The 25992-nt window shown below is 68.1% G+C and carries 26 protein-coding genes; 11 read left to right on the top strand and 15 right to left on the bottom strand.

The genetic code is table 11. The annotated features are described in order from the left end of the window. Positions 1-282 precede the first annotated feature (282 nt). The 5 genes from pssA to BME24068_RS02590 form a co-directional block, all read right to left on the bottom strand. Positions 283-1155: a CDP-diacylglycerol--serine O-phosphatidyltransferase gene (gene pssA, locus BME24068_RS02610; RefSeq protein ID WP_096507631.1), complete on the bottom strand. Its 873-nt coding sequence runs from the start codon at positions 1153-1155 to the stop codon at positions 283-285. Positions 1156-1169: 14 nt separating this feature from the next. Then, complete coding sequence (locus BME24068_RS02605) at positions 1170-1814, bottom strand: phosphatidylserine decarboxylase (protein WP_096507632.1); 645 nt, start codon at positions 1812-1814, stop codon at positions 1170-1172. A 127-nt stretch (positions 1815-1941) separates the two neighbouring features. Continuing rightward, the gene (gene ilvC, locus BME24068_RS02600) at positions 1942-2958 is read right to left on the bottom strand and encodes a ketol-acid reductoisomerase (RefSeq protein WP_006491032.1); all 1017 of its coding nucleotides are present in this window, start codon (positions 2956-2958) and stop codon (positions 1942-1944) included. A 95-nt stretch (positions 2959-3053) separates the two neighbouring features. Further along, a complete protein-coding gene (gene ilvN / locus BME24068_RS02595; protein ID WP_006750445.1) occupies positions 3054-3545 on the bottom strand; it encodes an acetolactate synthase small subunit in 492 nt (163 codons plus the stop codon). Positions 3546-3655: 110 nt separating this feature from the next. Further along, entirely contained in the window at positions 3656-5419 is a 1764-nt protein-coding gene (locus BME24068_RS02590; RefSeq protein WP_096507634.1) for an acetolactate synthase 3 catalytic subunit, read from the bottom strand. A 351-nt stretch (positions 5420-5770) separates the two neighbouring features. On the opposite strand from BME24068_RS02590, the gene BME24068_RS02585 reads away from it, so the two are divergent. The 11 genes from BME24068_RS02585 to BME24068_RS02535 all read left to right on the top strand — a co-directional run bounded on the left by BME24068_RS02585 (position 5771) and on the right by BME24068_RS02535 (position 15295). Further along, a complete protein-coding gene (locus tag BME24068_RS02585; protein ID WP_027784998.1) occupies positions 5771-6334 on the top strand; it encodes an RNA polymerase sigma factor in 564 nt (187 codons plus the stop codon). After that, positions 6331-6756: a DUF3619 family protein gene (locus tag BME24068_RS02580; RefSeq protein ID WP_096507635.1), complete on the top strand. Its 426-nt coding sequence runs from the start codon at positions 6331-6333 to the stop codon at positions 6754-6756. Before BME24068_RS02585 ends, BME24068_RS02580 begins: the two co-directional genes overlap by 4 nt. A gap of 26 nt (positions 6757-6782) precedes the next feature. Next, positions 6783-7550 carry a DUF3106 domain-containing protein gene (locus tag BME24068_RS02575; protein ID WP_174925056.1) on the top strand — a complete coding sequence of 256 codons (768 nt, stop codon included), beginning with the start codon at positions 6783-6785 and terminating at the stop codon, positions 7548-7550. A 6-nt stretch (positions 7551-7556) separates the two neighbouring features. Continuing rightward, positions 7557-8066, top strand: coding sequence for an RDD family protein (locus BME24068_RS02570; RefSeq protein WP_174925055.1), 510 nt, complete (start codon positions 7557-7559; stop codon positions 8064-8066). 270 nt (positions 8067-8336) lie between these two features. Then, positions 8337-9275, top strand: a complete 939-nt coding sequence (locus tag BME24068_RS02565; protein WP_096507638.1) for a UDP-2,3-diacylglucosamine diphosphatase — start codon at positions 8337-8339, stop codon at positions 9273-9275. 28 nt (positions 9276-9303) lie between these two features. Next, a complete protein-coding gene (locus BME24068_RS02560) occupies positions 9304-10338 on the top strand; it encodes a glycosyltransferase family 4 protein (RefSeq protein ID WP_096507639.1) in 1035 nt (344 codons plus the stop codon). After that, the gene (locus tag BME24068_RS02555; protein WP_096507640.1) at positions 10335-10871 is read left to right on the top strand and encodes a diacylglycerol kinase; all 537 of its coding nucleotides are present in this window, start codon (positions 10335-10337) and stop codon (positions 10869-10871) included. Before BME24068_RS02560 ends, BME24068_RS02555 begins: the two co-directional genes overlap by 4 nt. A 181-nt stretch (positions 10872-11052) precedes the next feature. Beyond that, positions 11053-11808: a TetR/AcrR family transcriptional regulator gene (locus tag BME24068_RS02550; protein WP_096507641.1), complete on the top strand. Its 756-nt coding sequence runs from the start codon at positions 11053-11055 to the stop codon at positions 11806-11808. Continuing rightward, a complete protein-coding gene (locus BME24068_RS02545; protein WP_096507642.1) occupies positions 11805-12386 on the top strand; it encodes an LOG family protein in 582 nt (193 codons plus the stop codon). The genes BME24068_RS02550 and BME24068_RS02545 overlap by 4 nt, the downstream gene beginning before the upstream one ends. Positions 12387-12402: 16 nt before the next feature. Next, positions 12403-13164 carry an SDR family oxidoreductase gene (locus BME24068_RS02540; RefSeq protein ID WP_174925054.1) on the top strand — a complete coding sequence of 254 codons (762 nt, stop codon included), beginning with the start codon at positions 12403-12405 and terminating at the stop codon, positions 13162-13164. 232 nt (positions 13165-13396) lie between these two features. Beyond that, on the top strand, positions 13397-15295 hold the full coding sequence (locus BME24068_RS02535; RefSeq protein WP_174925053.1) for an ArnT family glycosyltransferase: 1899 nt from the start codon (positions 13397-13399) through the stop codon (positions 15293-15295). A 106-nt stretch (positions 15296-15401) separates the two neighbouring features. Here BME24068_RS02535 and BME24068_RS02530 read toward each other — a convergent pair whose 3' ends face one another. The 10 genes from BME24068_RS02530 to kdpC form a co-directional block, all read right to left on the bottom strand. Beyond that, complete coding sequence (locus BME24068_RS02530) at positions 15402-16019, bottom strand: DUF924 family protein (RefSeq protein WP_096507645.1); 618 nt, start codon at positions 16017-16019, stop codon at positions 15402-15404. Further along, entirely contained in the window at positions 16016-16747 is a 732-nt protein-coding gene (locus tag BME24068_RS02525) for an alanyl-tRNA editing protein (RefSeq protein ID WP_174925052.1), read from the bottom strand. Before BME24068_RS02525 ends, BME24068_RS02530 begins: the two co-directional genes overlap by 4 nt. Positions 16748-16850: 103 nt before the next feature. Then, positions 16851-17261 carry a group II truncated hemoglobin gene (locus BME24068_RS02520; protein ID WP_096507647.1) on the bottom strand — a complete coding sequence of 137 codons (411 nt, stop codon included), beginning with the start codon at positions 17259-17261 and terminating at the stop codon, positions 16851-16853. A 42-nt stretch (positions 17262-17303) separates the two neighbouring features. Then, the gene (locus tag BME24068_RS02515) at positions 17304-19811 is read right to left on the bottom strand and encodes an ABC transporter permease (protein ID WP_174925085.1); all 2508 of its coding nucleotides are present in this window, start codon (positions 19809-19811) and stop codon (positions 17304-17306) included. 107 nt (positions 19812-19918) lie between these two features. Then, on the bottom strand, positions 19919-20536 hold the full coding sequence (locus BME24068_RS02510; RefSeq protein WP_096507648.1) for a DUF4126 domain-containing protein: 618 nt from the start codon (positions 20534-20536) through the stop codon (positions 19919-19921). A gap of 222 nt (positions 20537-20758) precedes the next feature. Beyond that, on the bottom strand, positions 20759-21079 hold the full coding sequence (gene sugE / locus BME24068_RS02505) for a quaternary ammonium compound efflux SMR transporter SugE (RefSeq protein ID WP_096507649.1): 321 nt from the start codon (positions 21077-21079) through the stop codon (positions 20759-20761). Between the two features lie 201 nt (positions 21080-21280). Next, complete coding sequence (locus BME24068_RS02500) at positions 21281-21565, bottom strand: putative hemolysin (RefSeq protein ID WP_174925051.1); 285 nt, start codon at positions 21563-21565, stop codon at positions 21281-21283. A gap of 140 nt (positions 21566-21705) precedes the next feature. Then, positions 21706-22404: a two-component system response regulator KdpE gene (gene kdpE, locus BME24068_RS02495; protein WP_096507650.1), complete on the bottom strand. Its 699-nt coding sequence runs from the start codon at positions 22402-22404 to the stop codon at positions 21706-21708. Continuing rightward, on the bottom strand, positions 22397-25246 hold the full coding sequence (locus BME24068_RS02490) for a sensor histidine kinase (RefSeq protein ID WP_174925050.1): 2850 nt from the start codon (positions 25244-25246) through the stop codon (positions 22397-22399). The genes kdpE and BME24068_RS02490 overlap by 8 nt, the downstream gene beginning before the upstream one ends. A gap of 142 nt (positions 25247-25388) precedes the next feature. Beyond that, positions 25389-25970 (bottom strand): potassium-transporting ATPase subunit KdpC, encoded by a 582-nt coding sequence (kdpC, locus tag BME24068_RS02485; RefSeq protein ID WP_174925049.1) that lies wholly within the window; start codon positions 25968-25970, stop codon positions 25389-25391. Positions 25971-25992: the final 22 nt, after the last annotated feature.

Genomic DNA, 25992 nt, shown 5'->3' with positions numbered 1-25992 from the left:
ATGAGATCGCGCCACCGCTGGCGACGCTCAACAACAGACGAGGCTTGACGGAGGGCGAGAACGGTCAGCGCGGCAGGCGCGCCAAAGCTAGCGCGCGTAGCGGCGCACCGGCTAGAAGGAGGGAGAGGCGGGAAGATGCAGTCATGCCGAAGACTATAGCGACATTCCGCCGGGTGCGCAATCGGACGACACCCGGGATGCCGCGCTGCGTCATTCAAAAAAGGGGCAAATGAAAACGGCGGCCTCGAAACCGGGGCCGCCGTTGCGGGAGCAGGTTGCGCGTCAGTGATCGCGCTGCGACGATCGCGCGGGGTTCGCGCGCCCTCGCACGGCCATGTAGGCCCAGAACACGTAGCCGGACAGCCCGTACAGCACGAACAGGCAGAACAGCATCAACGGCGGATCGGACGATACGAGCACGAACGCGACGACGACCAGCAGGATCGCCGCGAACGGCACGCGGTGCCGCACGTCGAGCGCCTTGCCGCTGTAGAACGGCGCGTTCGACACCATCGTCACGCCCGCATAGATCGTCAGCACGAACGCGACCCACGGCAGCCAGCCGAGCTTCATCGGCACGCGGTTGTCGGTCGCGAGCCACACGAAGCCGGCGATCAGCGCGGCGGCGGCCGGGCTCGGCAGCCCCTGGAAGAAGCGCTTGTCGACGACGCCGATGTTCGTATTGAAGCGCGCGAGGCGCAGCGCGGCGCCCGAGCAGTAGACGAACGCGGCAAGCCAGCCCCAGCGGCCGAGATCCTTCAGCACCCACTCGTACATCACGAGCGCGGGCGCGACGCCGAACGACACCATGTCCGACAGGCTGTCGAACTGCTCGCCGAATGCGCTTTGCGTATGCGTCATCCGCGCGACGCGCCCGTCCATTCCGTCGAGCACCATCGCGACGAAGATCGCGATCGCGGCGATCTCGAAACGCACGTTCATCGCCTGCACAACCGCGAAGAAACCGCAGAACAGCGCGGCGGTCGTGAACGCGTTCGGCAGCAGGTAGATGCCGCGCGTCTTCAGGAACCGCTGGCGCGCGGCACGGCGGCTTTCGCTGGGCAGCGGATCGGGCGCCATCACCTTGTTGCGGCGGAACGGGCGCGGAGTCTGGTTGGCGCCGTTGCGCGGCCGGCGCGGTTTGAATGCGGCCATCGTGCGTCCGCCGCTTACTGTTCGAGCTCGGCGAGGATCGTCGACGATGCGTAGACCTTCTCGCCGATCGACACCTTCGCGCGGCTGCCGAGCGGCAGGTACACGTCGACGCGCGAGCCGAAGCGGATGAAACCGTAGCGCTGGCCGCGCGACAGCGGTTCGCCCGCGCGCACGTAGCAGAGGATCCGGCGGGCAACGAGGCCGGCGATCTGCACGGCGGTGACGGTCTTGCCGCTCGCCGTCTGGATCACGACCGCATTGCGCTCGTTCTCGGTCGACGCCTTGTCGATCGCCGCGTTCAGGAACGCGCCCGGGAAGTACTCGACCTTGGAGATCGCGCCATCGACCGGCGAACGCTGCGAATGAACGTTGAAGACATTCATGAACACGCTGATCTTCAGCGCTTCGCGATTCGCGTACGGGTCCTGCGTGGTCTCGACCGCGACGATGCGGCCGTCCGCCGGGCACAGCACCGCGTTCGGCTGCGCCGGGATCGGGCGCTGCGGATCGCGGAAGAACTGGACGACGAAGACGAGCAGCAGCCAGAACGGCCACGCGAAGCCGAAGCCCCCGACGGCGTGGATCAACAACGCGAGGACGGCTGCGATCGCGATGAACGGCCAGCCTTCGCGCGCGATGATCGGATGAGGATAGTTCATGGGTTCGTTCGGTGTTCGGTGAATTGCAAAGCCCGTAGGATAGCAAAAGCCGCCCGGGGCACTGCTGCCTTCGGGCGGCTTTTTGATACCGACCCTCCACTCGAAGGGCCGGAACAGCTCGCGATGCTTAGTTCTTCGTCTGGTCGACGAGCTTGTTCTTCGCGATCCACGGCATCATCGCGCGCAGCTTCGCACCGACCTGCTCGATCTGGTGCTCGGCCGTCAGGCGGCGGCGCGACTGCAGCGTCGGGGCACCCGCCTTGTTCTCGAGGATGAAGCTCTTGGCGTACTCGCCCGTCTGGATGTCGGTCAGGCACTGCTTCATCGCCTTCTTCGTCTCTTCCGTGACGATGCGCGGGCCCGTCACGTACTCGCCGTACTCGGCGTTGTTCGAGATCGAGTAGTTCATGTTCGCGATGCCGCCTTCGTAGATCAGGTCGACGATCAGCTTCAGCTCGTGCAGGCACTCGAAGTACGCCATTTCCGGCGCGTAGCCCGCTTCGACCAGCGTCTCGAAACCAGCCTTGATCAGCTCGACGGTACCGCCGCACAGCACGGCCTGCTCGCCGAACAGGTCGGTTTCGGTCTCTTCACGGAAGTTCGTTTCGATGATGCCGGCACGGCCGCCGCCGTTCGCTGCCGCGTACGACAACGCGATGTCGCGTGCCGCGCCCGACTTGTTCTGCGCAACCGCGATCAGGTGCGGCACGCCGCCACCTTGCGAGTACGTGCCGCGCACGGTGTGGCCCGGAGCCTTCGGCGCGATCATGATCACGTCGAGGTCGGCGCGCGGGATCACCGCACCGTAGTGGACGTTGAAGCCGTGTGCGAATGCCAGCGCCGCGCCCTGCTTGATGTTCGCGTGCACTTCCTTCGCGTACACGTCGGCGATCTGCTCGTCCGGCAGCAGCATCATGACGACGTCTGCGCCCTTCACCGCTTCCGCGACTTCCTTGACCGACAGGCCTGCGTTCTCGGCCTTGCTCCACGACGCGCCGCCCTTGCGAAGGCCGACCGTCACGTTCACGCCGCTGTCCTTCAGGTTCAGTGCGTGTGCATGGCCTTGCGAGCCGTAGCCGATGATCGTGACTTGCTTGCCCTTGATGAGGGAGAGGTCAGCGTCTTTGTCGTAGAAAACGTTCATGATGGTTCCTTCGCTAATTCAAAAATTCAACAATTCGTTCGGATTGGGTACTGCGGGCCGGGACATGACGGCGCACCCGGCGTGCCTTTTCGGCATCACACCTTCAGGATGCGCTCGCCGCGTCCGATGCCGGAGCTGCCGGTACGCACGGTCTCCAGGATCGCGCTCGCGTCCAGCCCCTGGATGAATGCGTCGAGCTTGTCGCTCGCGCCCGTCAATTCGATCGTGTAGGTCTTTTCGGTCACGTCGATGATGCGGCCGCGGAAAATATCCGACATCCGCTTCATTTCTTCGCGCTCCTTGCCCACTGCACGTACCTTGATCAGCATCAGCTCGCGTTCGATGTGTGCACCGTCGGTCAGGTCCACCACTTTCACCACCTCGATCAGGCGGTTCAGATGCTTCGTGATCTGTTCGATCACGTCGTCCGAGCCAATGGAAACGATGGTGAGCCGCGACAGCGATTGGTCTTCGGTCGGCGCCACCGTCAAGGTTTCGATGTTGTAGCCGCGTGCGGAAAACAGACCGACCACGCGCGACAGCGCGCCCGGTTCGTTTTCCAGCAGGACGGAAATGATGTGTCTCATGTTCGCTTCTTCCAGAATGTGCCGTGTCGATTCACTCGCGCCGCGCGCCGCCCGATGCCGCACCGCCCTTCGTGAAGGCGGCCGCGCGGGGCCGGGCGCGCGTCGCGCCGTTACAGATCTTCCGATCCGAGCAGCATCTCGGTGATGCCTTTGCCGGCCTGTACCATCGGCCAGACGTTTTCGGTCGGATCGGTCTGGAAGTCGAGAAACACGGTGCGGTCCTTCAGGCGCAGCGCTTCCTTCAGCGCCGGCTCCACATCCGAAGTCTTTTCGATCCGCAAGCCGACATGGCCGTACGCTTCGGCGAGCTTCACGAAGTCAGGCAGCGCATCCATGTACGAATGCGAATAGCGCTTGCTGTATTCGATCTGCTGCCACTGGCGAACCATGCCGAGATAGCGGTTGTTCAGCGAAATGATCTTCACGGGCGTGTCGTACTGCAGGCAGGTCGACAGTTCCTGGATGCACATCTGGATCGAGCCTTCGCCCGTGATGCACAGCACGTCGTCGTCCGGGTGCGCCATCTTGACGCCCATCGCTGCCGGCAGGCCGAAGCCCATCGTGCCGAGGCCGCCGGAGTTGATCCAGCGACGCGGCTTGTTGAAACGGTAGAACTGCGCCGCCCACATCTGGTGCTGGCCGACGTCCGAGCACACGAACGCATTGCCGTCCGTCAGCTCCCACGCCTTCTCGACCACGTACTGCGGCTTGATGATCTCGCTGTTGCGGTCGAACTTCAGGCAGTCCTTCGAGCGCCAGCCTTCGATGTCCTTCCACCATTGCGCGAGCGCCTCGGTGTCGGGGCCATGCTCGGCCGTCTGCAGCTGTTCGATCAGCTCCTTCAGCACTTCCTTCACGTCGCCGACGATCGGGATGTCGACCTTCACGCGCTTCGAGATCGACGACGGGTCGATGTCGATGTGGATGATCTTGCGCGGACGCGACGCGAAGTGCGCCGGATCGCCGATCACGCGGTCGTCGAAGCGTGCGCCGATCGCGATCAGCACGTCACAGTGCTGCATCGCCATGTTCGCTTCGTAGGTGCCGTGCATGCCGAGCATGCCGAGGAATTTCTTGTCCGACGCGCGATAGCCGCCGAGGCCCATCAGTGTGTTCGTGACCGGGTAGCCGAGCAGGTCGGCGAACTGGTTCAGTTCGCGTGCCGCGTCGGCGAGGATGATGCCGCCGCCCGTGTAGATGTACGGACGCTGCGCCGACAGCAGCAGCGACACGGCCTTGCGGATCTGGCCCGAATGACCTTTCGTGACCGGGTTGTACGAACGCAGCGACACGTTCTTGATCGGCTCGTACTGGCACGGCGTCTTGGAGATGTCTTTCGGGATGTCGATCAGCACCGGGCCGGGACGGCCGGTACGGGCGATGTAGAACGCTTTCTTGACGGTTTCCGCGAGGTCGCGCACGTCCTTCACGAGGAAGTTGTGCTTCACGCACGGACGCGTGATGCCGACCGTATCGCATTCCTGGAATGCGTCCTGGCCGATCGCGGCAGTCGGCACCTGGCCGCTGATCACGACCATCGGAATCGAATCCATATAGGCCGTCGCGATGCCGGTCACCGCATTGGTGACACCGGGGCCGGACGTCACGAGACAGACGCCGACGTTGCCGGTTGAGCGCGCATACGCATCGGCTGCGTGCACGGCCGCCTGTTCGTGGCGCACCAGCACGTGCTGAATCTTGTCCTGCTTGTAAAGCTCGTCGTAGATGTAGAGTACCGAGCCGCCGGGGTAGCCCCAGATGAATTCGACGTTCTCGTCGGCCAGTGCCTTCATGAGCACGGTGCCGCCAATGGAGTCGCTATCGGGAGGGGAAAGGGGTTCCGACGTGGAGAATTCCGCGCTGGGCATGTTCATTTTGACCTTTCGAATTTTCGGCAAAAAATTGATCGGGTGCTCTCTGCCGGGCTTGTGGCTCGGGTTCAAGCGGCGCGTCCAGTTGAAGGGCGGGCTTCTTGGGCCAGCCTCAAATGAGACCATCACTTCATGTTGCGAATCGCTGACGATAGCGGGTCATGATGGGGCCGTCAAGCAAAATATCCCGCAGCGCATCATGCGCGCCGCCGCACGGCCCGCGGACGCGGCTCGCGCGCAACGTAGCGCGCCGCCACCGGTGCCCAGTCACGCGAAAATTTGTTAGCATCCGCGGGTTTTACGAAATTTTTCGACCTTTCACACGCCGCAGTCCGCAGCGCATACCTTTACGGAATGGCATCAGACAAGGAACTCGCCGACTTTCTGGCGGGCGTCGAAAGGCGCGCGTTCAAGCAGGCTGCGTACGCCGTGCGTGACGACGATGCGTCGCTCGACATCGTCCAGGACGCGATGATCAAGCTGGCGGAGAAGTACGGCGACCGGCCGGCGGCCGAACTGCCGCTGCTGTTCCAGCGGATCCTGCAGAACGCGATCCACGACTGGTTCCGCCGGCAGAAGGTCCGCAATACCTGGGTCACGCTCTTCTCGTCGCTGAACAACACCGACGACGACGACTTCGATCCACTGGAAACGCTCGAATCCGCGGACGACAATGCAGGTGTCGAGAGCAGCGAGCACCGTCTCGAACGCGAGCAGGTTCTGGCCCTGATCGACGAAGAAATCCAGAAACTTCCGACGCGTCAACGGGAAGCGTTCCTGATGCGTTATTGGGAAGATATGGATGTCGCCGAGACTGCCGCCGCAATGGGGTGCTCCGAAGGCAGCGTCAAGACGCACTGCTCGCGAGCCACCCACACCCTGGCGCAAGCGCTCAAGGCCAAAGGAATCACGCTATGAGCTCCGCTCCCGTAAATCGAGAACATGAATTCGCGCTGAAGGTTCGCCGCGCGCTGGACGAACGTGCCGCAGCGCTGCCTGCCGCGACCACCGACCGTCTGGCCGCCGCGCGCCGGGCCGCGCTCGCGCGCAAGAAGCCCGAAGCCGCGACCGCGCCGGTGTTCGTGCCCGCCTTCGCCGGCACGGCCGGCGCATACGGCACGACGCCCGCGAGCCGCCCGCCGGCGTCGTTCACACGCCGCCTGCTGCGCGCATGGCCGCTCGCGGTGCTGCTCGCGGGGCTCGTCGGCATCGCATACTGGGAAGACATGCAACGGACCGCGGAACTCGCCGACATCGACGCGGCGATGCTCAGCGACGACCTGCCGCTGAACGCGTACCTCGATCACGGGTTCAACGCGTATCTTTCGCACACACGCTAACAGACAATAACGAGGGGATCGCACGGGTGAGTCAGAAGCGCGGCCTGGCCGTATTTTTCGGATGCGTGATCGCGATCGCCGTTTCCTACGTCGCCACCTATTCGCGATTCAACCCGCCCCCCGCGACGGTTTCCGCCGCGGCCAGCAGTGCGCCCGCGCCAACCTCGGCCGCTGCCGGGCTGACCCCCGAACTCCCGCAACTGCCCCTGCCGCTGCCGGCCGCCAACGGCCCGCTGTCGTGGGCGCGCCTGACGCCCGCGCAGCATGCGGCGCTCGCGCCGTTCGCCGATCAATGGGACGGCTTCAGCGACGCCCGCAAGCGGAAATGGCTGAAGATCGCATCGCGTTTCGCGAAATTGACGCCTGATGCACAAAAGCGACTGCAGGACCGGATGTCCGAGTGGGTGCGGATGACGCCCGAGCAGCGCCGCGTCGCGCGCGAGAACTACCAGAGCGCGAAGGAACTGTCCGCGCAGGCGCGCGAGCGTGCATGGAAGGCCTATCAGCAACTGCCCGAAGAACAGAAGGAACGCCTCGCGGCGGCCGAGCGCCGCCGCCGGCCGAGCGTCGTCAGTGCGCCGCCGACCGTCGCCGACCGCGACGTGCGCCGCCTCGTCAATTCGCACGAGCATCCGGCCAGCAATCCGGCACCCGCACCGGCGCCTGCACCCGCGTCGGCCGGTGCAGGCGCGTCGCCCGCCGCCGCGTCGTCCACGTCGGGGGCTGCCCCGGCGCCGGCCGCCGTCACGCCCGTGTCGCCCGCCGACGCGCCGTCGCTCTTCAAGGGTTCCTGAGCGGCCGTGGCGAACGCCCCCGCGCCCCAGGCCACGGCCGTCGCCACGCCGTCCGTGCGGCGGCGTCTCGCGGCGCTGCTGTACGAAGCCGTGCTGCTGTTCGGCATCGTGTTCTTCGCGGGGCTCGCGTTCGGTCTCGCGACGCAGCAGCGCAACGGCCTCGTTCACCACAATCTCCTCGCCGCGTGGATCGCGCTCGTCGTCGGCGCGTATTTCGTCTGGTTCTGGACCCACGGCGGCCAGACGCTGCCGATGAAGACGTGGCGGCTGCGGCTCGAGTCGTCGAGCGGCAGGCCGCTGAACGCCGTTCACGCGCTCGTTCGCTATGTGCTCGGCTGGCTGTGGTTCCTGCCGCCGCTCGCGCTGCACCCGCTGCTCGGCCTGTCGGTGCCCGTCACGCTCGCGCTCACCGCCGCATGGATCGCCGTGTGGGCCGGCGCGGCCCGTCTGCACGGCGATCGCCAGTTCCCGCACGACCGTCTCGCCCGTACGCGCATCGTCGCCATTCCACGCTGAGCGGCTCACGCACCGACGCATCGCGCGGCCCGCGCCGCCGCAGCCGCCTGCGCGCATCCATCAGACGAAAATCCACGAAGACGCTTGCGCGGCCGCTGCGCGCGACTTATCCGTCGAAGAAAAATCCGTCGGTTCGGCAGGTTACGCAACGCCGCCGCACTCACCGCTAAACATGCCGCAACGGTGGTAATAAGAACGTCTCGTGACTGTCACGGCACAGTCACGCCCGCATGGCGCAATGCCTGTACTGTCAACCGGCGCGAGTCATGCATGGGCCAGAAAACGTCCGCGACCTCCCTGTTCCGTCAACCGCTCGGCGCCCGCGCCGCCACCGCCTTCCTGTCCGGGGCGGCCACAACCGACGCGCTGTCGTCGGATGAGCCCCCTGCCGCGCATGCGTCGCAGCGCGACGACTCCGACTCGTCCACCCATCGCTACCGCACCATCTGGCTGTCCGACATCCATCTCGGCTCGAGCGGCTGCCAGGCGCCGTACCTGCTCGACTTCCTGCGCCACAACGATTCCGAATACCTGTACCTGGTCGGCGACATCATCGACGGCTGGCAACTGAAGAAGGGCTGGTACTGGCCGCAGGCGCACAACGACGTCGTGCAGAAGATCCTGCGCAAGGCGCGCAAGGGCACCCAGGTCGTCTACATCCCCGGCAATCACGACGAAGGTGCGCGCCAGTTCTGCGACCTCGCGTTCGGCGACATCCAGGTGCGCGGCGAGGCATTTCACACGACGCTCGCGGGAAAACGTTTGTGGATCGTGCACGGCGACCTGTTCGACGGCGTGATCCAGCACGCGAAATGGCTCGCGTACCTCGGCGACACGCTCTATACGCTGATCCTCGTGCTGAACCGCTGGTTCAACCGGATCCGCAGCCGCCTCGGGTTTCAGTACTGGTCGCTGTCGCAGTACCTGAAGCACCAGGTGAAGAACGCGGTCAACTTCATCTCGCAGTTCGAGACCGTGATGACCGACGAAGCACGCCGCCGCGGCTGCGACGGCGTCGTATGCGGACACATCCACAAGGCGGAGATCCGCGACATCGACGGCGTGCTGTACTGCAACGACGGCGACTGGGTCGAAAGCCTGTCCGCGCTCGTCGAAACGACGGAAGGCGAACTGAAGATCGTCTACTGGACGGCGATGCGCACCGCGCCGACCGCAGCCCCGTCGCGCAAGGCCAAGGCCACCGCCTGACACAACCACTTACAGGACACATGCCGCGATGAAGATCATGATCGTCACCGACGCGTGGGAACCGCAGGTCAACGGCGTCGTGCGCACGCTGAAGAGCACGACGCACGAACTCACCGCGCTCGGCCATCGGGTCGAAATGCTGACGCCGCTGGAATTTCGCACGCTGCCCTGCCCGACCTATCCCGAGATCCGCCTGTCGATCCTGCCGTACCGCAAGCTGCGCGCGCGGATCGACGCGTTCGCGCCCGATGCGCTGCACATCGCGACCGAAGGCCCGCTCGGCCTCGCCGCGCGACGCTATGCGCGCGCCCGCAAGCTGCCGTATACGACCGCGTATCACACGCGCTTTCCGGAATACGTGCAGGCGCGCTTCGGCATCCCGCTGGCGGCAACCTACCGCTTCCTGCACTGGTTCCACGGGCCGTCGCTCGCGGTGATGGCGCCGACCCCGGTCGTGAAGCAGGACCTCGAGAAATTCGGCTTCACGAACGTCGTGCTGTGGACGCGCGGCGTCGACCTCGACATCTTCCGGCCGATGGAGTCGAAAGTGCTCAATACCGCACGACCGATCTTCCTGTACGTCGGACGCGTCGCGATCGAAAAGAACGTCGAGGCATTCCTGCGGCTGGACCTGCCCGGCTCGAAATGGGTCGCGGGCGAAGGCCCCGCGCTCGCGGAACTGAAGTCGCGCTACCCGGAAGCAAACTATCTCGGCGTCCTGTCGCAAGCCGAGCTCGCCAAGGTGTATGCTGCGGCCGACGTGTTCGTGTTTCCGAGTCGCACCGACACGTTCGGCCTCGTGCTGCTCGAGGCCCTCGCATGCGGCACGCCGGTTGCCGCGTACCCCGTGACAGGCCCGATCGACGTGCTCGGCGGGGGCGACGCCGGCGCGATGCACGAGGATCTGCAGGAAGCCTGCCTCGAAGCGCTGAAGATCGAACGCGAAACCGCGCGCGCATGGGCGGAACGCTTCTCGTGGCGCGCGGCGTCCGAGCAATTCGCGTCGCATCTGAAGCCGCTGCCGAAGACCGCGTACTCGCCCGCCGAAGGTGCCGCCGTTTGAAACGAGACCTGAACGACAAGACCCCGCCCCCTGCCACCGCGGCGCAACCGCATCGGCCGTTCGACGAAGAAGAGCCGCACGCCGACGCGGACGTGCATCCGCACGAGCCGCTCGGCCCCGACGATCGTCTGGCGCCGCTCGCACCGAACCCGTACAAGCGCCACCGCGGCATCACCCGTGCGTGGTACGCGCTCAAGCATTCGCTGAACGGTTTTCGCGTCGCGATCCGCGAGGAAAGCGCGTTTCGCCAGGAGCTGACGCTCGCCGCGGTGATGCTGCCGATCGGCGCGTTTTCTCCGGTCCCGGCCGCATCGCGCGCGCTGCTGATCGGCTCGGTGCTGCTCGTGCTGATCGTCGAGCTGCTGAACTCGAGCGTCGAGGCCGCGATCGACCGCATCTCGCTCGAGCGCCACGAGTTGTCGAAGCGCGCGAAGGACCTCGGCAGCGCGGCGGTCACGGTCGCGCTGTTCGCGTGCGTGACGACGTGGGGCTTCGTGCTCGGCCCGGTGGTCGCGCACTGGCTCGGCTTCTAGCGGACGCCTGCATGCGGCGGCGCACCATGCGCCGCACGCATTGCGATGACGAAATGCGCCCGATGTAAGGAAACCGCGGTTTATAATCGTCCGCTAGACTTAGAACAGCAACCCGCGCCGGACGAATCTCGCAGCATCGATTGCAGCGCCCGCCAGTCCGGCACACACAGGGCCGGACGACATGGAAGCGAAACCTCCCCGCCGCACGCGCGAACGGATTCTCGAGTTGTCGTTGAAACTCTTCAACGAGATCGGCGAGCCGAACGTCACGACCACGACGATCGCCGAGGAAATGGAAATCAGTCCAGGCAACCTGTACTACCATTTCCGCAACAAGGACGACATCATCAACAGCATCTTCGCGCAGTTCGAGCAGCAGATCGAACGGCGGCTGCGCTTTCCCGAAGATCACCGTCCGACGATCGACGAGACCTGGTCGTACCTGCAGTACATGGCCGATTTCATGTGGACCTACCGGTTCCTGTATCGCGACCTCAACGACCTGCTCGCGCGCAACCGCACGCTCGAGACGCACTTCAAGCAGATCATCAGCCACAAGGTGCGCTTCGCGCACGACATGTGCGAGCTGCTCGTCTCCGACGCCGAAATGGTCGCGACGCCCGCCGAGATCGAAGTCATCGCCACCAACATGGCGGTGATCTCCACGTACTGGCTGTCGTATCAGTACGTGATGCATCCGCGCAAATACAACGACCAGGATGCGATCCGCGAAGAGCTGCACCAGGTGAGCATGCACGTGATCTCCGTCATGGCGCCCTACTTGCGCGGCCGCTCGCGCCAGCTATTCGACGATCTCGTCTCCGGCAAGCTGCCCAAGCGCGAATTCACCGACTACCTGCCGCCGCGCGACGGTTCGCCACGCGCCGCGGGCAGCCCGGTCGCCGCCAAGCCCGCCGCGAAGGACACGAAACAATGAAGGCAGTCTGCGTTTATTGCGGCTCGTCGTCCGGCGTGCGGCCGGTCTATGCGGACGCCGCGCGCGCGTTCGGCCGCGCACTCGTCGAGGCGGACCTCACGCTCGTCTACGGCGGCGGCCGCGTCGGCCTGATGGGCGTGATCGCCGATGAAGTGATGGCCGTCGGCGGCCGTGCCGTGGGCGTGATCCCCGAGTTGCTCGTCGACAAGGAAGTCGGTCATACGGGGCTGTCCGAACTGCACGTCGTGCCAGACATGCACCACCGCAAGAAGATGATGGCCGACCTCTCCGACGCGTTCGTCGCGATGCCCGGCGGTGCCGGCACGCTCGAGGAGCTGTTCGAGGTCTATACGTGGGCGCAGCTCGGCTATCACCGCAAGCCGGTCGCGGTGTACAACATCGATGGCTTCTACGATCCGCTGATCGCGCTGCTGCGCCATACGGTCGACGAAGGCTTCATGCGCCCGGCCTATTTCGACGCGCTGTGCGTCGAGTCCGAACCCGTCGCGCTGATCGACCGGCTGCGCCGCTATCAGCCACCCGCCCGCGACAAGTGGGCACCCGACGCAGCCAAGTAACGCTCATCGGAAGCCCATGACCGCCCCGTCCGATCGCAAGGCCGTCCTCATCACCGGCGCCAGCCGCGGCATCGGCCGCGCGACCGCCGTGCTCGCCGCCGAGCGCGGCTGGGACGTCGGCATCAACTACGCGCGCGACGCGGCCGCGGCCGAACTGACCGCGCAGGCCGTTCGCGACGCGGGTGCACGCGCCTGCATCGTGGCCGGCGACGTCGCGAACGAAGCGGACGTCATCGCGATGTTCGACACCGTCGCGGCGGCGTTCGGGCGCCTCGACGCGCTCGTCAACAATGCAGGTATCGTCGCGCCGTCGATGCCGCTCGCCGACATGCCGGCGGACCGGCTGCGGCGGATGTTCGACACCAACGTGCTCGGTGCGTATCTGTGCGCGCGCGAAGCCGCCCGCCGGTTGTCCACCAACCGCGGCGGCCGCGGCGGTGCGATCGTCAACGTGTCGTCGATCGCGTCCCGGCTCGGTTCGCCGAACGAATACGTCGACTACGCCGGCTCGAAAGGCGCGGTCGACTCGCTGACGATCGGCCTCGCGAAGGAACTCGGCCCCCACGGCGTGCGCGTCAACGCGGTGCGCCCCGGCCTGATCGAAACCGAAATCCATGCGAGCGGCGGCCAGCCGGGCCGGGCGGCCCGCCTCGGCGCCCAGACGCCGCTCGGCCGCGCGGGCGACGCGCGGGAGATCGCCGAAGCAGTCGTCTGGCTGCTCGGCGACGCGGCGTCCTACACGACGGGCGCCCTGCTCGACGTGGGCGGCGGCCGCTAACCGCGCCGACCGTGCAGGGCGGCAAAAACCGCCCACTGAAACCGTCCATCGTCACGACACCACAAATCTCCACAATATCGCGACAGTTTCAGTAAACATCGGTAACAATTCCGTGCTCTACTAGCGCCACATCAAACAGCCGGATCATCCGGCTGTCATTTCGCCTCGACGCGACCCGTATCGGTCCCGGCCCATGTCGCCGGACCGGCTTGACCCGACCGAGATCTTTTCCATGCCAGGTTCCGCAGCGCCCGGCCGGCGACGCACGTCCGTGCCCGCTTCGGCTCATCATGCCCGATCAGCCGCCGATTCCGACTTCGGCGCGACGCTCGATGCCGCCGCTACGCCGGCCGTGGCCGGCCCCGCCGCCGCAACGCATGCGGCGCGCGAGCGCGTCTCCCGGCTCGGCTGGCAGGCGTGGCTGCTGGTCGCCGCGCTGGTCTGCGCTTACACGCTGCCGGGCGTGCTCGGTCACGATCCGTGGAAGCAGGACGAGACCTATACGTTCGGCATCATCCAGCACATGCTCGAGACCGGCGACTTCGTCGTGCCGACCAATGCCGGCCAGCCGTTCATGGAAAAGCCGCCGCTCTACGCGTGGGTCGCGACGAGTCTCGCGTGGCTGCTGCAGCGCGTGATGCCGCTGCACGACGCGGCACGACTCGCAAGCGCGCTGTTCGCGGCACTCGGGTTCGGTTTCATCGCGCGCGCGGCACGCAGCGCAAACCGCGCGGACAACTGGCTCGACCTGCGCGTGATCGGCCCCGTCGTGCTGAGCGCAGGCACGCTCGTCGTGATCAAGCACGTGCACGACATGATGACGGACGTCGCGCTGTTCGCCGGCACCGCGATGGGTTTCTGCGGCATGCTCGAACTCGTGATGCGGCACCTCGCGCGCGCGCAGCACATGCGGCACGGGCTGCCGGTACGGCCGTCGGGCTGCTGGGCCGCGCCGATCTTGGGCGCAGGCGTCGGCATCGCGCTGATGGCGAAAGGCCTGTTCGTGCCGCTCGTGTTCGCGGCCACGCTCACGGGCGCGCTCGTGCTCTACCCGGCCTGCCGCACCCGCGCGTTCGCACGCTCGCTCGGCGTCGCCGTGCTCGTGTGCGCGCCGTTCGCGCTCATCTGGCCGACCGCGCTGTTCCTGCGCTCCGAGACGCTGTTCATGACGTGGTTCTGGGACAACAACGTCGGCCGTTTCTTCGGTTTCTCCGTGCCGCAACTCGGCGCGGAAAACGACAAGCCGTTCTTCATCCTGCGTGCGTTCCTGCTGGTCGGTTTCCCGGTCGCACCGCTCGCGATCGTCGCGCTGGCGCGCGGCGCCTGGCGCGACTGGCGCACGCCGCGCGTCGCACTGCCCGTGCTGTTCACCGGTATCGGCCTCGCGGTGCTGCAAGTGTCCGCGACCTCGCGCCAGCTCTACATCCTGCCGTTCTTCGCGCCGCTCGCGCTGGTCGCCGCACAGGCGATCGAGCGGCTGCCGCGCGGCCTGCATCTCGCGTGGGATTACCTGAGCCGCCTGCTGTTCGGCGCCGTCGTCGCACTCGCGTGGGGGATCTGGGCGGTGATGGCCGATCCGCGCGCATCGCACGCGAACCTCGCACTGCTCGGCCGCTGGCTGCCGCTCGACTGGACGATGCCGATCGTGCCCGGGTTCGTGATCGGCGCGCTCGTGCTGACGGTCGGCTGGCTGTGGCTGCTGCCGAAGCTGCGCACGACCGGCCGGTGGCGCGGCGCGCTGTCGTGGGGCGCGGGCGCGCTGGTCGCGTGGGGGCTCGTGTACACGCTGCTGCTGCCGTGGCTCGACGTCGCGAAGAGCTACCGGTCGGTGTTCGAAGACCTCAACGCGCATCTCGCGCTCGAATGGAACGACGGCGACTGCATGGCAAGCCTGCACGGGCTCGGCGAGTCGGAAGCGCCGATGCTGTACTACTTCTCGGGCATCCAGCACACGCCGATCAACGACGCGAAGGCGACGCGCTGCACGTGGATGATCGTCCAGGGCGTACGGGCAGTCGATCCCGCACCCGGCAGCGAGTGGAAATTGTTCTGGACCGGCGCGCGGCCGGGCGACGGCGAGGAACTGCTGCGCGTGTACGTGCGCACGCCTGAAGAGCGCGCGACACCGTAATGCAAGACGGCGCCCACGGGCGCCGTCGTCATTTTCGGCAGAGGCTTCACCCGCACTCGCCACGCGCACGCGGCTTCATGCCCGCCCCGCCCGCTGCCCAGACGCGTCAGAACGACGAGCCAGGCTCGCGCAGAAATGCCGTTTCCTCGTCGGTCGACGCACGGCCGAGAATCGCGTTCCGGTGCGGAAAGCGCCCGAAGCGCTCGACCACGGCCGCGTGCCGCAACGCGAAGTCGTGATAGCTCTCGCACCCCGCTTCATCACGAATGCCCGCACACAGACGCACGGCTTCGCGCTGGCTCTCGTGCGACTCGTCATGTTCGAACGGCAGATACGCGAACGCGCGGTGATGGCCGCTCGGCAATTGCGCGTCCCACCCGGCCGCGACGACGCGGCGCGCGAGCGCCAGCGCCTTCGGGTCGGCAGCGAACGCACGCGGCGTGCCGCGATGAATGTTGCGGGAAAACTGGTCGAGCACCACGATCAGCGCGAGTGCGCCCGACGGCGAGCCGGCCCAGCGGTCGCAGGCACCGTCGCATGCGGCGTCGAGCAATGCGCCGTAGCGCGTGCGCAGCACGTCGTCGAACGCCGCGCCGCCGTTGAACCATACCTTGCGTGCGTGCCCGAACTCGGCCGAATCCGGCGCGCCGAACCAGAAATCGAGAATCTCTCGCGCGCGCGGATCGAGCGCCGCGGCGCCATCCGTCAGGGTGTCGATCGTCATGCAAACTCCAGTACGAGGCGCCGCGTCCGCGCGCTCTTCTTTTCAAGTTTGGCGACCCGCAGGTCGCCGATTTCCGCCGTATTGCGCACGTGCGTGCCGCCGCACGGCTGCAGGTCGACGCCGACGATGCGCAGCAGCCGCACGCGGCCCAGCCCCATCGGCGGCTTCACGCTCATCGTGCGCACCAGTTCGGGCCGCTCGGCCATCTCCGCGTCGGTGATCCATTCGGTCGTGACCGGATGCGCGCCGTGGACCAGCGCCGCGAGACGGCGTTCGACGTCCTGCCGGTCGATCGCGTCGGACGTCGCGAAATCGAGCCGCACGTAGTCGGCCGTCACGCTGCAGCCGTCGACCGGATACGGCAGCACCGCGCACATCAGGTGCGCGGCCGTGTGCAGCCGCATGTGACGATAACGGCGCAGCCAGTCGATGTCCGCGACCACGCGCGCGCCGGTCGCAAGCGCCGCCAGGTGCGCTTCCTGTCCCGCTGCCGGCACGTGCACGGCGTCGTCGGGCGTCGCGCCGTCGAACTTCGCCTTGCGCGTGTCGGCGATCACGATCGTGCTGCCGTCGGACAGCGTCAGCGTGCCGCTGTCGCCGGCCTGCCCGCCGCCGAGCGGATAGAACACGGTACGGTCGAGCCGGATGCCGTCATCGCCGACGGCCGCGACGACGGCGTCGCATTGCGTGAGGTAGGCGTCTTCGCGAAACAGGGCCTGGGTCGTCATCGGGCGAACCTCGTATCGATGGGGAAACGGTCAGTGTCGCGCCGCATCGGACAGGCGCCCAGACGCAGATCGTCCGGCGCCCGGACAGCAGCGTACCGGTCGATCAACCGGGCCGGTTGCGCATCCAGTCGGCCGTATCGTAAAACGAATGCATGAGCCGCTCGCGCAGCGGCTCGGGCAGCCCGACGTCCTCCATCGCCCACGCCATGCAGCGCAGCCACTGGTCGCGCTCGACCGATGCGATCGGAAACGGCAGGTGCCGCGCGCGCAGCCGCGGATGGCCGAACCGGCTGATGTAGTGGTCGGGGCCGCCGAGCCAGCCGCACAGGAACCAGAACAGCTTGTCGCGCGAGCCATCGAGCGACGCCGGGTGCAGCGCGCGAATCTCCGCGAACTCGGGCTCGAGATCCATCAGGTCGTAGAAGCGGTCCACCATGTCGCGCACGCGGGCTTCGCCGCCCACGAGCTCGAACGCCGTCGGCTGTGACGGCGCATCATCATTCACATCGGTCATACGGATAATCGGAAACGGGATAGTCGGGGCCGCCGGCGACGCTCAGGCGTCGCGCAGCGACTGCAGCGCGGGGCGCCGCAACACATTATGCAGGCTCAGCCAGCCGGCCGCAGCGGCGCACGCGACGCCGGCCGCGATGCCGGCCGGCACGAGCCACGGATCGACCGCGAGCCGGAAATCGAACACGCGCGATGCGAGCACCCAGCCGACCGCGATGGCGCCCGCCGATGCCAGCGCGCCTGCCAGCGCACCGACGACGACGAATTCCGCGCGCTGCACCGCATTGACCTGCGCGCGCGACGCGCCGAGCGCACGCAGCAGCGCGGCCTCGCGCACGCGCTCGTCGCGCGAGCCGGCAAGCGCCGTGTACAGCACGAGCACGCCGGCCGCGAGCGTGAACGCGAACAGGAACTGTACGGCGCCCACCACCTGCAGCATCATCCGCTGCAGTTGCGCGAGGATCGGCGCAACGTCGATCGCGGTCAGGTTCGGGTAGCGCGCGATCAGCGGGTCGAGCAGCGCCGCCCGATCGGCCGGCAGATGGAAGCTCGTCAGGTAGACGGCCGGGAAATCCTTCAGCACCGGCGGCGGCATCAGCACGAAGAAGTTGACGCGGAACGTGCCCCAGTCGAGCTTGCGCACGCTGGTAATCGGCGCATCGACCGTCAGCCCGGTCACGTCGAAGCGCAGCACGTCGCCCGGCTTCACGTTCAGCGTCTTCGCGAGCCCGGCCTCGATCGAGATCTGCGGCGTGGCCGACGTGCCGAACCAGTCGCCGGCAACGATCCGGTTGTCGGACGGCAGATCGGTCGTATACGACAGGTTGAATTCGCGATCGACGAGCCGGCGCGCTTCGTCGGACGGATACGCGTCCGGGTTCACGGGCTTGCCGTTGATCGCGACGAGCCGGCCGCGCACCATCGGCGCGGGCACCGCATCGCGCACGCCGTGCGCGGCCAGCCACGCCGCGACGTCGTCGCGCTGGTCGGGCTGGATGTCGATCAGGAACTGATTCGGCGCATCGGGCGGCGTCGACGCCCGCCAGCCGGCGACGAGGTCGTTGCGCGTGATCGCGATCAGCAGCAGGCACATCAGGCCCAGCGCGAGCGCGGTGATCTGCAGCGCGCTGGCCGTGCCGCGCCGGTGCAGCGATGCAAGCGCATAACGCCAGCCGATGCCCGCGGCCACGCGCGCGTTGCGCACCGCGCGCGCCGCCGCGTACAGCACAAGCCGGGCGATCAGCGCGAAGCCGACCAAGGCGCCTGCGAACCCGCCCGCGACGATCAGCCCGAGCTTCAGGTTGCCCGCGGCGACGATCAGCAGCCCGGCGAACAGCACGACGCCGATCGCATAAGCGGCCCACGCGGTGCGCGACGCGCCGCCCCAGTCGCGCCGCAGCACGCGCACCGGCGGCACGCGCGTGAGCGGCACGAGCGGCGGCAGCGCGAAGCCGAGCAGCAGCACGAGCGCGGCGCCGATGCCGACGAGCGCCGGCCACAGCGTCGGCGGCGGCAGCACGACGTCGATCAGGCCGCCGAGCGCCGCCAGCAGCGCCCAGTGGCCGCCATAGCCGAGCAGCGCGCCCGCGACGCCCGAGACGACGCCGATGCCGACGAATTCGAGCGCGAACAGCGCGCCGAGCGTGCGGCGGCTCACGCCGAGGCAGCGCATCGTCGCGCAGCCGTCGAGATGGCGCCGCATGTAGCGCTGCGCGGCCATCGCGATCGCGACCGCCGCGAGCAGCGCGGTCAAAAGCGCGACGAGCGTCAGGAAATGGCGCGCGCGATCGAGCGTCTGCCGCACCTGCGGCTGCCCTTCCTGCAGCGATTCGAGTCCGACGCCGCGCAGCTTGCCGCCGTCGACGCGCCCGTGCGCATACGCCTCGAAGCGCGCAACTGCCTGCGGGTCGCCGGCAACCAGCAGCCGGTACGTGACGCGGCTGCCATAACCGACGAGCCCGGTCGCGGCGAGTTCGTCCGCGCGCATCATCAGCCGCGGCGAGAAATTGACGAACGAGAAACCGCGATCGAGCTCGCGGGAAATCGATGCGGCGACCGTGAACGTGCGCAGCCCGACGCGCACGGTGTCGCCTGCTCGCAGATGCAGCGCATCGAGCAGCGCGGGATCGGCCCACACGGTGCCGGGCGCCGGAATCGCGGTCGCCTTGTGCGCGGCGGCGGCGCCGGCCGGCACGATCTCGACCGCACCGCGCAGCGGATACCCGGGCGACACGGCCTTCACCGCCGCGAGGCGCGTGGGCGCGGCACCGGCCGCCGGCCCACCACCCGCAGCCGCAGCGATCATGCTCGGGAAAATGGCGGTCGTCGCGGTACGCAGGCCGAGTGCGCGCGCGTCGCGATCGAACGACGGATCGACGGGATGATCGGCGCGCACGACGAAATCGGCGCCGAGCATCTGGCGCGCATCGCGCTCGAGCCCCTGACGCAGCCGGTCGGCGAGAAAACCGACGCTCGTCAGCGCCGCGACCGCGAGCACCAGCGCCAGCACGAGCAGCGTCAGCTCGCCGGCGCGCCAGTCGCGCGCGGTCATCCGCGCGGCCTGGCGGATCAGGTCGTGCCAGCCGAAGCGGCCGGCGTGGCCGCGCGGCCCGGGTGCGGACGAATCAGCGTGCTGCCGCTCGACGGACGACTGCGCCTTCAATCGCGCTTGCCTCCGATCGAGTTGAGCCGCGACACCATATGGTTCGCCATCCCGCGGAACCCGCCCGACACGCCGCGCCACAAGCGCGGCAGCGCCCACGCCGACGCGACGATGAACGCGGCGAGCAGCACGAGGAACGCCAGCGGAACGAAAAACGCGAGCGCGAGGCCGCCGAACACGAGACCGTCCTCGGTCGACGATGCGATCCAGTTCGAGATCGGTTCGGGAGACAGGTTGATCAGTGCGCGCGTGCCGGCCTTCGTGATGTGCGCGGCACCGGCGAGCGAACCGCCGGCCAGCCCGGCGACCGCGAGCACGGTCGGATCGGCATGGCCGAGCGCACCGGCGGCCAGCACCGCGCCGGCCGGGATGCGGATGAACGTATGCACGGCGTCCCACAGCGAATCGAACGCGGGAATCTTGTCGGCAAGGAATTCGGTAACGGCGAGCACGGCTGCGGCGCCGATGACCCACGGCGACGTGAGGACGGCGAGCGTATCGGGCAGATGAAGCCAGCCGGCCCGCGCGAGCACGCCGGCGATCAGCACCGTCAGGTACAGGCGCAGCCCGCTCGCCCACGCGAGCCCCGCGCCGAGCGAAATGGCTTCGATCATGGCCCTCTCCTTGCACTTTCCGTGCGCTTTTGCCGATTGATCGGATCGGGTCGCATGACCGGCCGCGCGGCGCGTGGCGACCGGCGCCGCCCGCCGGGGACGGCGAAACGGCATTCAGGCCCGAATGCGTTCCATTATAGACAGGCTATCGGGATGGCCGGCGCAATTCCGCAGTGCGTCACGGCCGGGCGACCGGGCGCGAGCGCGCCCGGCATGCCGGCCTCAGGCGGCCGACGACAGTTTCAGGCCGATCAGCCCGAGCACGATCAGCGATGCGCTCGCGACGCGGGCGACAGTCAGCGCCTCGCCCATCATCACGATGCCGAACACGAACGCGCCGACCGCGCCGATGCCCGTCCACACCGCATACGCCGTGCCGAGCGGCAACTGGCGCATCGCGACCGCGAGCAGCCCGAAGCTGGCCAGCGCCGTCACGATCGTAAACACCGACGGTCCGAGCCGCGTGAAGCCCTCGGACGATTTCATGCCGGCCGCCCAGGCCACTTCCAGCAAACCGGCGATCAACAACAATCCCCACGCCATCTCGACGTACTCCGTATCGGATGAGGCCGTCCCCGTTGAAGCGAATGACCCGGGGTCGTCCCCGGGCGGCGCCGAGTATAACAAGATGCTTACGGGCGCGCCGGATGCTGCCGGCCACGCCCGCACGGGGAATCCGGCCGCGGCATCGCGCGGCGGGCGCCGGTGCGCCTGCCGCGCGCGGCGGTTCGGCGGTTCAACCGCTCAGTTCGACACGCGCTTGGCGGCCGCGCCGCCGACGCAGCGGTCGTCGCGATACAGCGCCCATTCGTCGCATACGCGGCCATCCTTGAACACGCACATCCCGACCTGCCCGCGCGGCAGGTTGCGGATCACGTGGCGGCCGCCGAGCTTCTCGCAGTTGACCGACGCGGGATTGGCGAGCGCGGGCTGCGACGACGAAGGCGGCTGACCGGGAGGAAGCGGCTGCGCGAACGCGCCGGGCGCAGCAAGCGCCAGCGCACAGATGACGGCCAGACGGACGGACATTGCACGCTCCTCGGTTTCGTTCTCGGAACGGTCAGCATAGCGGGGAATCCGCAACCGGTGTGCGCGGCCGGCGCGCGCGCCGGCGATGTCGCGCCGATGCAACTTCGACACCGAGCGCGCTTGCTTTCCGGCCGCGAACGTCACGCAGCGCCGACGAGCCGGTAGCCGACGCCCGTCTCGGTCACGATGTGCTCGGGCTGCGCGGGATCGCGTTCGAGCTTCTGGCGCAGATGCGCCATGTAGATGCGCAGATAGTGATGGCTTTCGACGTGCGACGGCCCCCATACGTCGCGCAGCAGCTGGCGGTGCGTGAGCACGCGCCCCGCGTGCCGCACGAGCGTCGCGAGCAGCCGGTATTCGAGCGGCGTCAGGTGCACGATCTCGCCGTCGCGCCAGACCTGGCGCAGCGCGAGATCGACAGTCACGCCGCCGAAGCTCACCTTCGGCGACTCGCTCGCGCCGCCCTGGTTGCGCCGGCGCAGTTGCGCGCGCATCCGTGCACGCAACTCGGACACGCCGAACGGCTTGGTCAGGTAGTCGTCGGCGCCGGCGTCGAGCGCGGCAACCTTCTCCTCCTCCTGCGTGCGCGCGGACAGCACGATCACCGGCACTTCGGACCAGCCGCGCAGCTCGCGGATCACGTCGAGGCCGTCGGTGTCGGGCAGGCCGAGGTCGACGATCACAAGGTCGGGCTTGCGCGTCGCCGCGTCGATCAGCCCCTGCTTGCCCGTCTCCGCCTCGAATACGGCGATGTCCTCCTCTTCGAGCGCGGCGCGCACGAAGCGGCGGATCTGCTTTTCGTCCTCGATCAGGACGACGGTCAGGCTCGGTTCACTCATGGTCTGGCAAGGGCTCGGATGGGGACGATGCGCCGGGCGCGTCGATATCGTCGTCGGGTACGGCAGGCACGGCCGGCGGCGTATCGACCGGCAGCGTGAACCAGAAGCGCGCCCCCGTCACGCGGCCGTCGGGCCCGGTACGGTTGAGCGCGCCGATTCTACCGCCGTGCGCCTCGACGATCGCGCGGCAGATCGCGAGGCCGAGCCCGATGCCCGGCGTCGCCGATTCCTTCTCGCCGCGCGTGAACTTGTCGAAGATTCGCGCCTCCATCCCGGCCGGCAGGCCCGGGCCGTGATCGTCGACGTGCACGCGCACGTACGGTTGCCCGTCATCGGTCACACACTCCGCGCCGATGTCGAGCGGCGCGCCCGACGGCGTGTACTTCGCCGCGTTCTCGAACAGGTTCGTGAAGAGCCGCTCCATCAGCACCGCGTCCATCCGCAACAGCGGCAGGTCGGCCGGCAGCGACACGCGCGCGGGATGGTGCGCGAGCACGCGCTTGCATGCGGCCAGCGCCGCGCCGACGGTTTCCTCGAGCAGCGACCACTGGCGCTTGAGCTGCAGGCTGCCGGCCTGCAGCCGCGCCATGTCGAGCAGGTTCGTGACGATGCCGGTCATGCGCAGCGCCTCGTCGTGGATCGCATCGACGAGCTCGCCTTCGCGCTGCGCACCGCGCTCGGCCGCGGCGGCGTCGGTCTGCGTGCGCGGCGCGGCCGCGCGCGCGTTCGCGAGCATCGACGAGAAGCCGACGATCGTCGTGAGCGGCGTGCGCAGGTCGTGCGAAATCGCCGACAGCAGCGAGTTGCGCAGCCGCTCGGACTCCATGTTGACGAGCGCATCGCGCGCGATCTCGACGTAGTGCACACGCTCCAGCGCGAGCGCGATCTGCGCGGCGAACGCGTCGAGCATCCGCTGCTGCTCGGGCACCTCGAGTTCGCGCGGCTCGCGCGACGCCACCGCGAGCACGCCGCGCGTGCGCATCGGCGCCTTCAACGGCAGGTACAGCGCGGCGGTCGCGGGCAGCGTGTCGGTGCCGCGGCCGGCCGCCTTCTGCTGGTCGTACACCCACTGGCCGACGTCGCTGTCGAGTTCCGCGCCCGTCAGCGTGACGGCCGCGTCGGGATCCTCGATCTTCTGCCGGACCTGGTCCGCGCTGTCGGGCAGCAGGAACGCGACGCGCGCGCGGAACACCTCGCCGACGTGGCGGCTGCCGATCTCGACGATCTGCTCGGTCGTCAGCGCGGCGCCCAGTTCGCGCGCCATCGCATAGATCGCGCCGGTGCGGCGTTCGCGGCGCTGCGCGACGCTCGCCTGGCGCGTGAGCGTCGACGTCAGGTGGCTGATCACGAGCGATGTCAGCAGCATCCCGAAGAAGGTCAGCAGGTATTGTGTATCGCTGACCGAGAACGACATGCGCGGCGGCACGAAGAAGAAGTCGAACGCGGCGACCGACAGGAACGACTGCAGCACGCCCGGGCCGCGCCCGAGCCGCACGGCCGAGAACACGACGCCGAGCAGGTACAGCATCACGAGGTTCGTGAGATCGAGCCGCTCGGACACGACGCTCGCGATGACGGTGATCGCCGCGCAGATCGCGGCCGCATACGCGTAGTGCCGCGGCGGCGAACGGTGCGTGCCGAACTGCGCGAACGCATTGCGCCAGTCGCGCACGCGCGGGTCGAGCGGCGCCACGCGCGCGTCGTCGCTCGCCGACGCGCGGATCAGCATCAGGTCGACGTCGCCCGCGCGTTCGGCCAGCTTCTCGCCGAACGGCCGCGCGAAGCGGCGCGCGAGCCCGACCTTCGGCGAGCCGCCGGCGACGACCTTCGACACGTTGCGCACCTTCGCATAGCCGATCAGCGCGGCGACCGCGTCGTCGCCGGCCAGCGTGGCCGTCTCCGCGCCGAGCTCGGCCGCGAGCTTCAGCGCATCGAGCGTGCGTTGCCGCTGCGCGTCGGGTAGCCGCTGCAGCCGCGGCGTCTCGACATACACGGCGATCCAGTCGGCCTTCACGCTCGCGGCGAGCCGTGCGGCCGCGCGCACGAGGGTCGGCGCCTCGGGGCCGGGCCCGACGCACACGAGCAGCCGCTCGCGCGCCTGCCAGATGCGCTGGATCGAGCGGTCCGCGCGGTACTCGCGCATCTGCGCGTCGACGCGATCGGCCGTGCGCCGCAACGCCAGCTCGCGCAGCGCGATCAGGTTGCCCTTGCGGAAGAAGTTGCGCACCGCGCGTTCGGCCTGCTGCGCGAGATAGACCTTGCCGTCGCGCATCCGTTCGAGCAGTTCCTCGGCCGGCAGGTCGACCAGCGTAACCTCGTCGGCCGCGTCGAACACACGGTCGGGCACGGTCTCCCACACGCGAATGCCGGTGATCGCGCCGACCACGTCGTTCAGGCTTTCGAGATGCTGGACGTTGACGGTCGTATATACGTCGATGCCCGCGTCGAGCAGTTCGTAGACGTCCTGCCAGCGCTTCAGGTGCCGCGCGCCCTGCACGTTCGAATGCGCGAGTTCGTCGACGAGGATCAATTGCGGCGCACGCGCGAGCGCGCCATCGAGATCGAACTCGGCGAGCGTGCGGCCGCGATAGTCGATGCGCGCGAGCGGCAGCACGTCCAGCCCGTCGAGCAGCGCGGCGGTTTCGCCGCGGCCGTGGGTCTCGACGATGCCGACGACGACGTCGACGCCGTCCTGCAGGCGCTGGCGCGCGGCCTGCAGCATCGCGTAGGTCTTGCCGACGCCGGCGGACGCGCCGAAGAAGATCTTGAGCTGGCCGCGCCGCTGCTTTTCTTCGTCTCGCTGCAGCTTGTCGAGGAGTTGGTCTGGATCGGGGCGGTTCATGCGTCGGGAAGGCGGTGCGCTGGGTTACGCGCGAGTACAGGCATTGTTGTTCCAAATCGCCGCAAAGGCAAAGACGGCGCATGCGCCGTCGGTCACGAATCGGGCCCGGCGCGCAGCCAGCCGCGCCGGGCTGCCCCGGCGTTCAGTGCGCGGCCTGCGCCGCGTCGAGCGCAAGGTTCAGCTTGAGCACGTTCACGCGCGGCTCGCCGAGCACGCCGAACTGGCGGCCCGTCGTGTTCGCGGCGACGAGTTGCGCGACCGCGTCCGGCGTCAGGTTGCGCACCTTCGCGACGCGCTCGACCTGGTACGCGGCGGCAGCCGGCGTGATCTCCGGATCGAGACCGCTGGCGGACGCCGTCACGAGGTCGACCGGCACCGGCTTCGACAGGTCGGTGCCGGCGTCGCGCAGCGCGGCGATGCGCCCCTTCACCTGGTCGGCGAGCGACGGGTTCAGCGGGCCGAGGTTCGAGCCGCCCGAGCCGGCCGCGTTGTACGGCATCGGCGACGTGGCCGACAGCCGGCCCCAGAAATACTTCGGCGCATCGAACGACTGGCCGATCAGCGCGGAGCCGACCACCTTGCCGTCCTTCTCGATCAGGCTGCCGTTGGCTTGCGACGGAAACACGGCCTGGCCGAACACGGTCATCACGGCCGGGTAAGCGAGCCCCGTCACGGCGGTCAGCACGACAAAGATCACGACGAGCGGGCGAATCAACGTTTTCATGATGGATCTTCCTTCAAATGCG

The organism is Burkholderia anthina (assembly GCF_902498995.1).
In the GTDB taxonomy this organism is placed as follows: domain Bacteria; phylum Pseudomonadota; class Gammaproteobacteria; order Burkholderiales; family Burkholderiaceae; genus Burkholderia; species Burkholderia anthina.
This window is presented reverse-complemented; position numbering and strand designations above follow the sequence as displayed.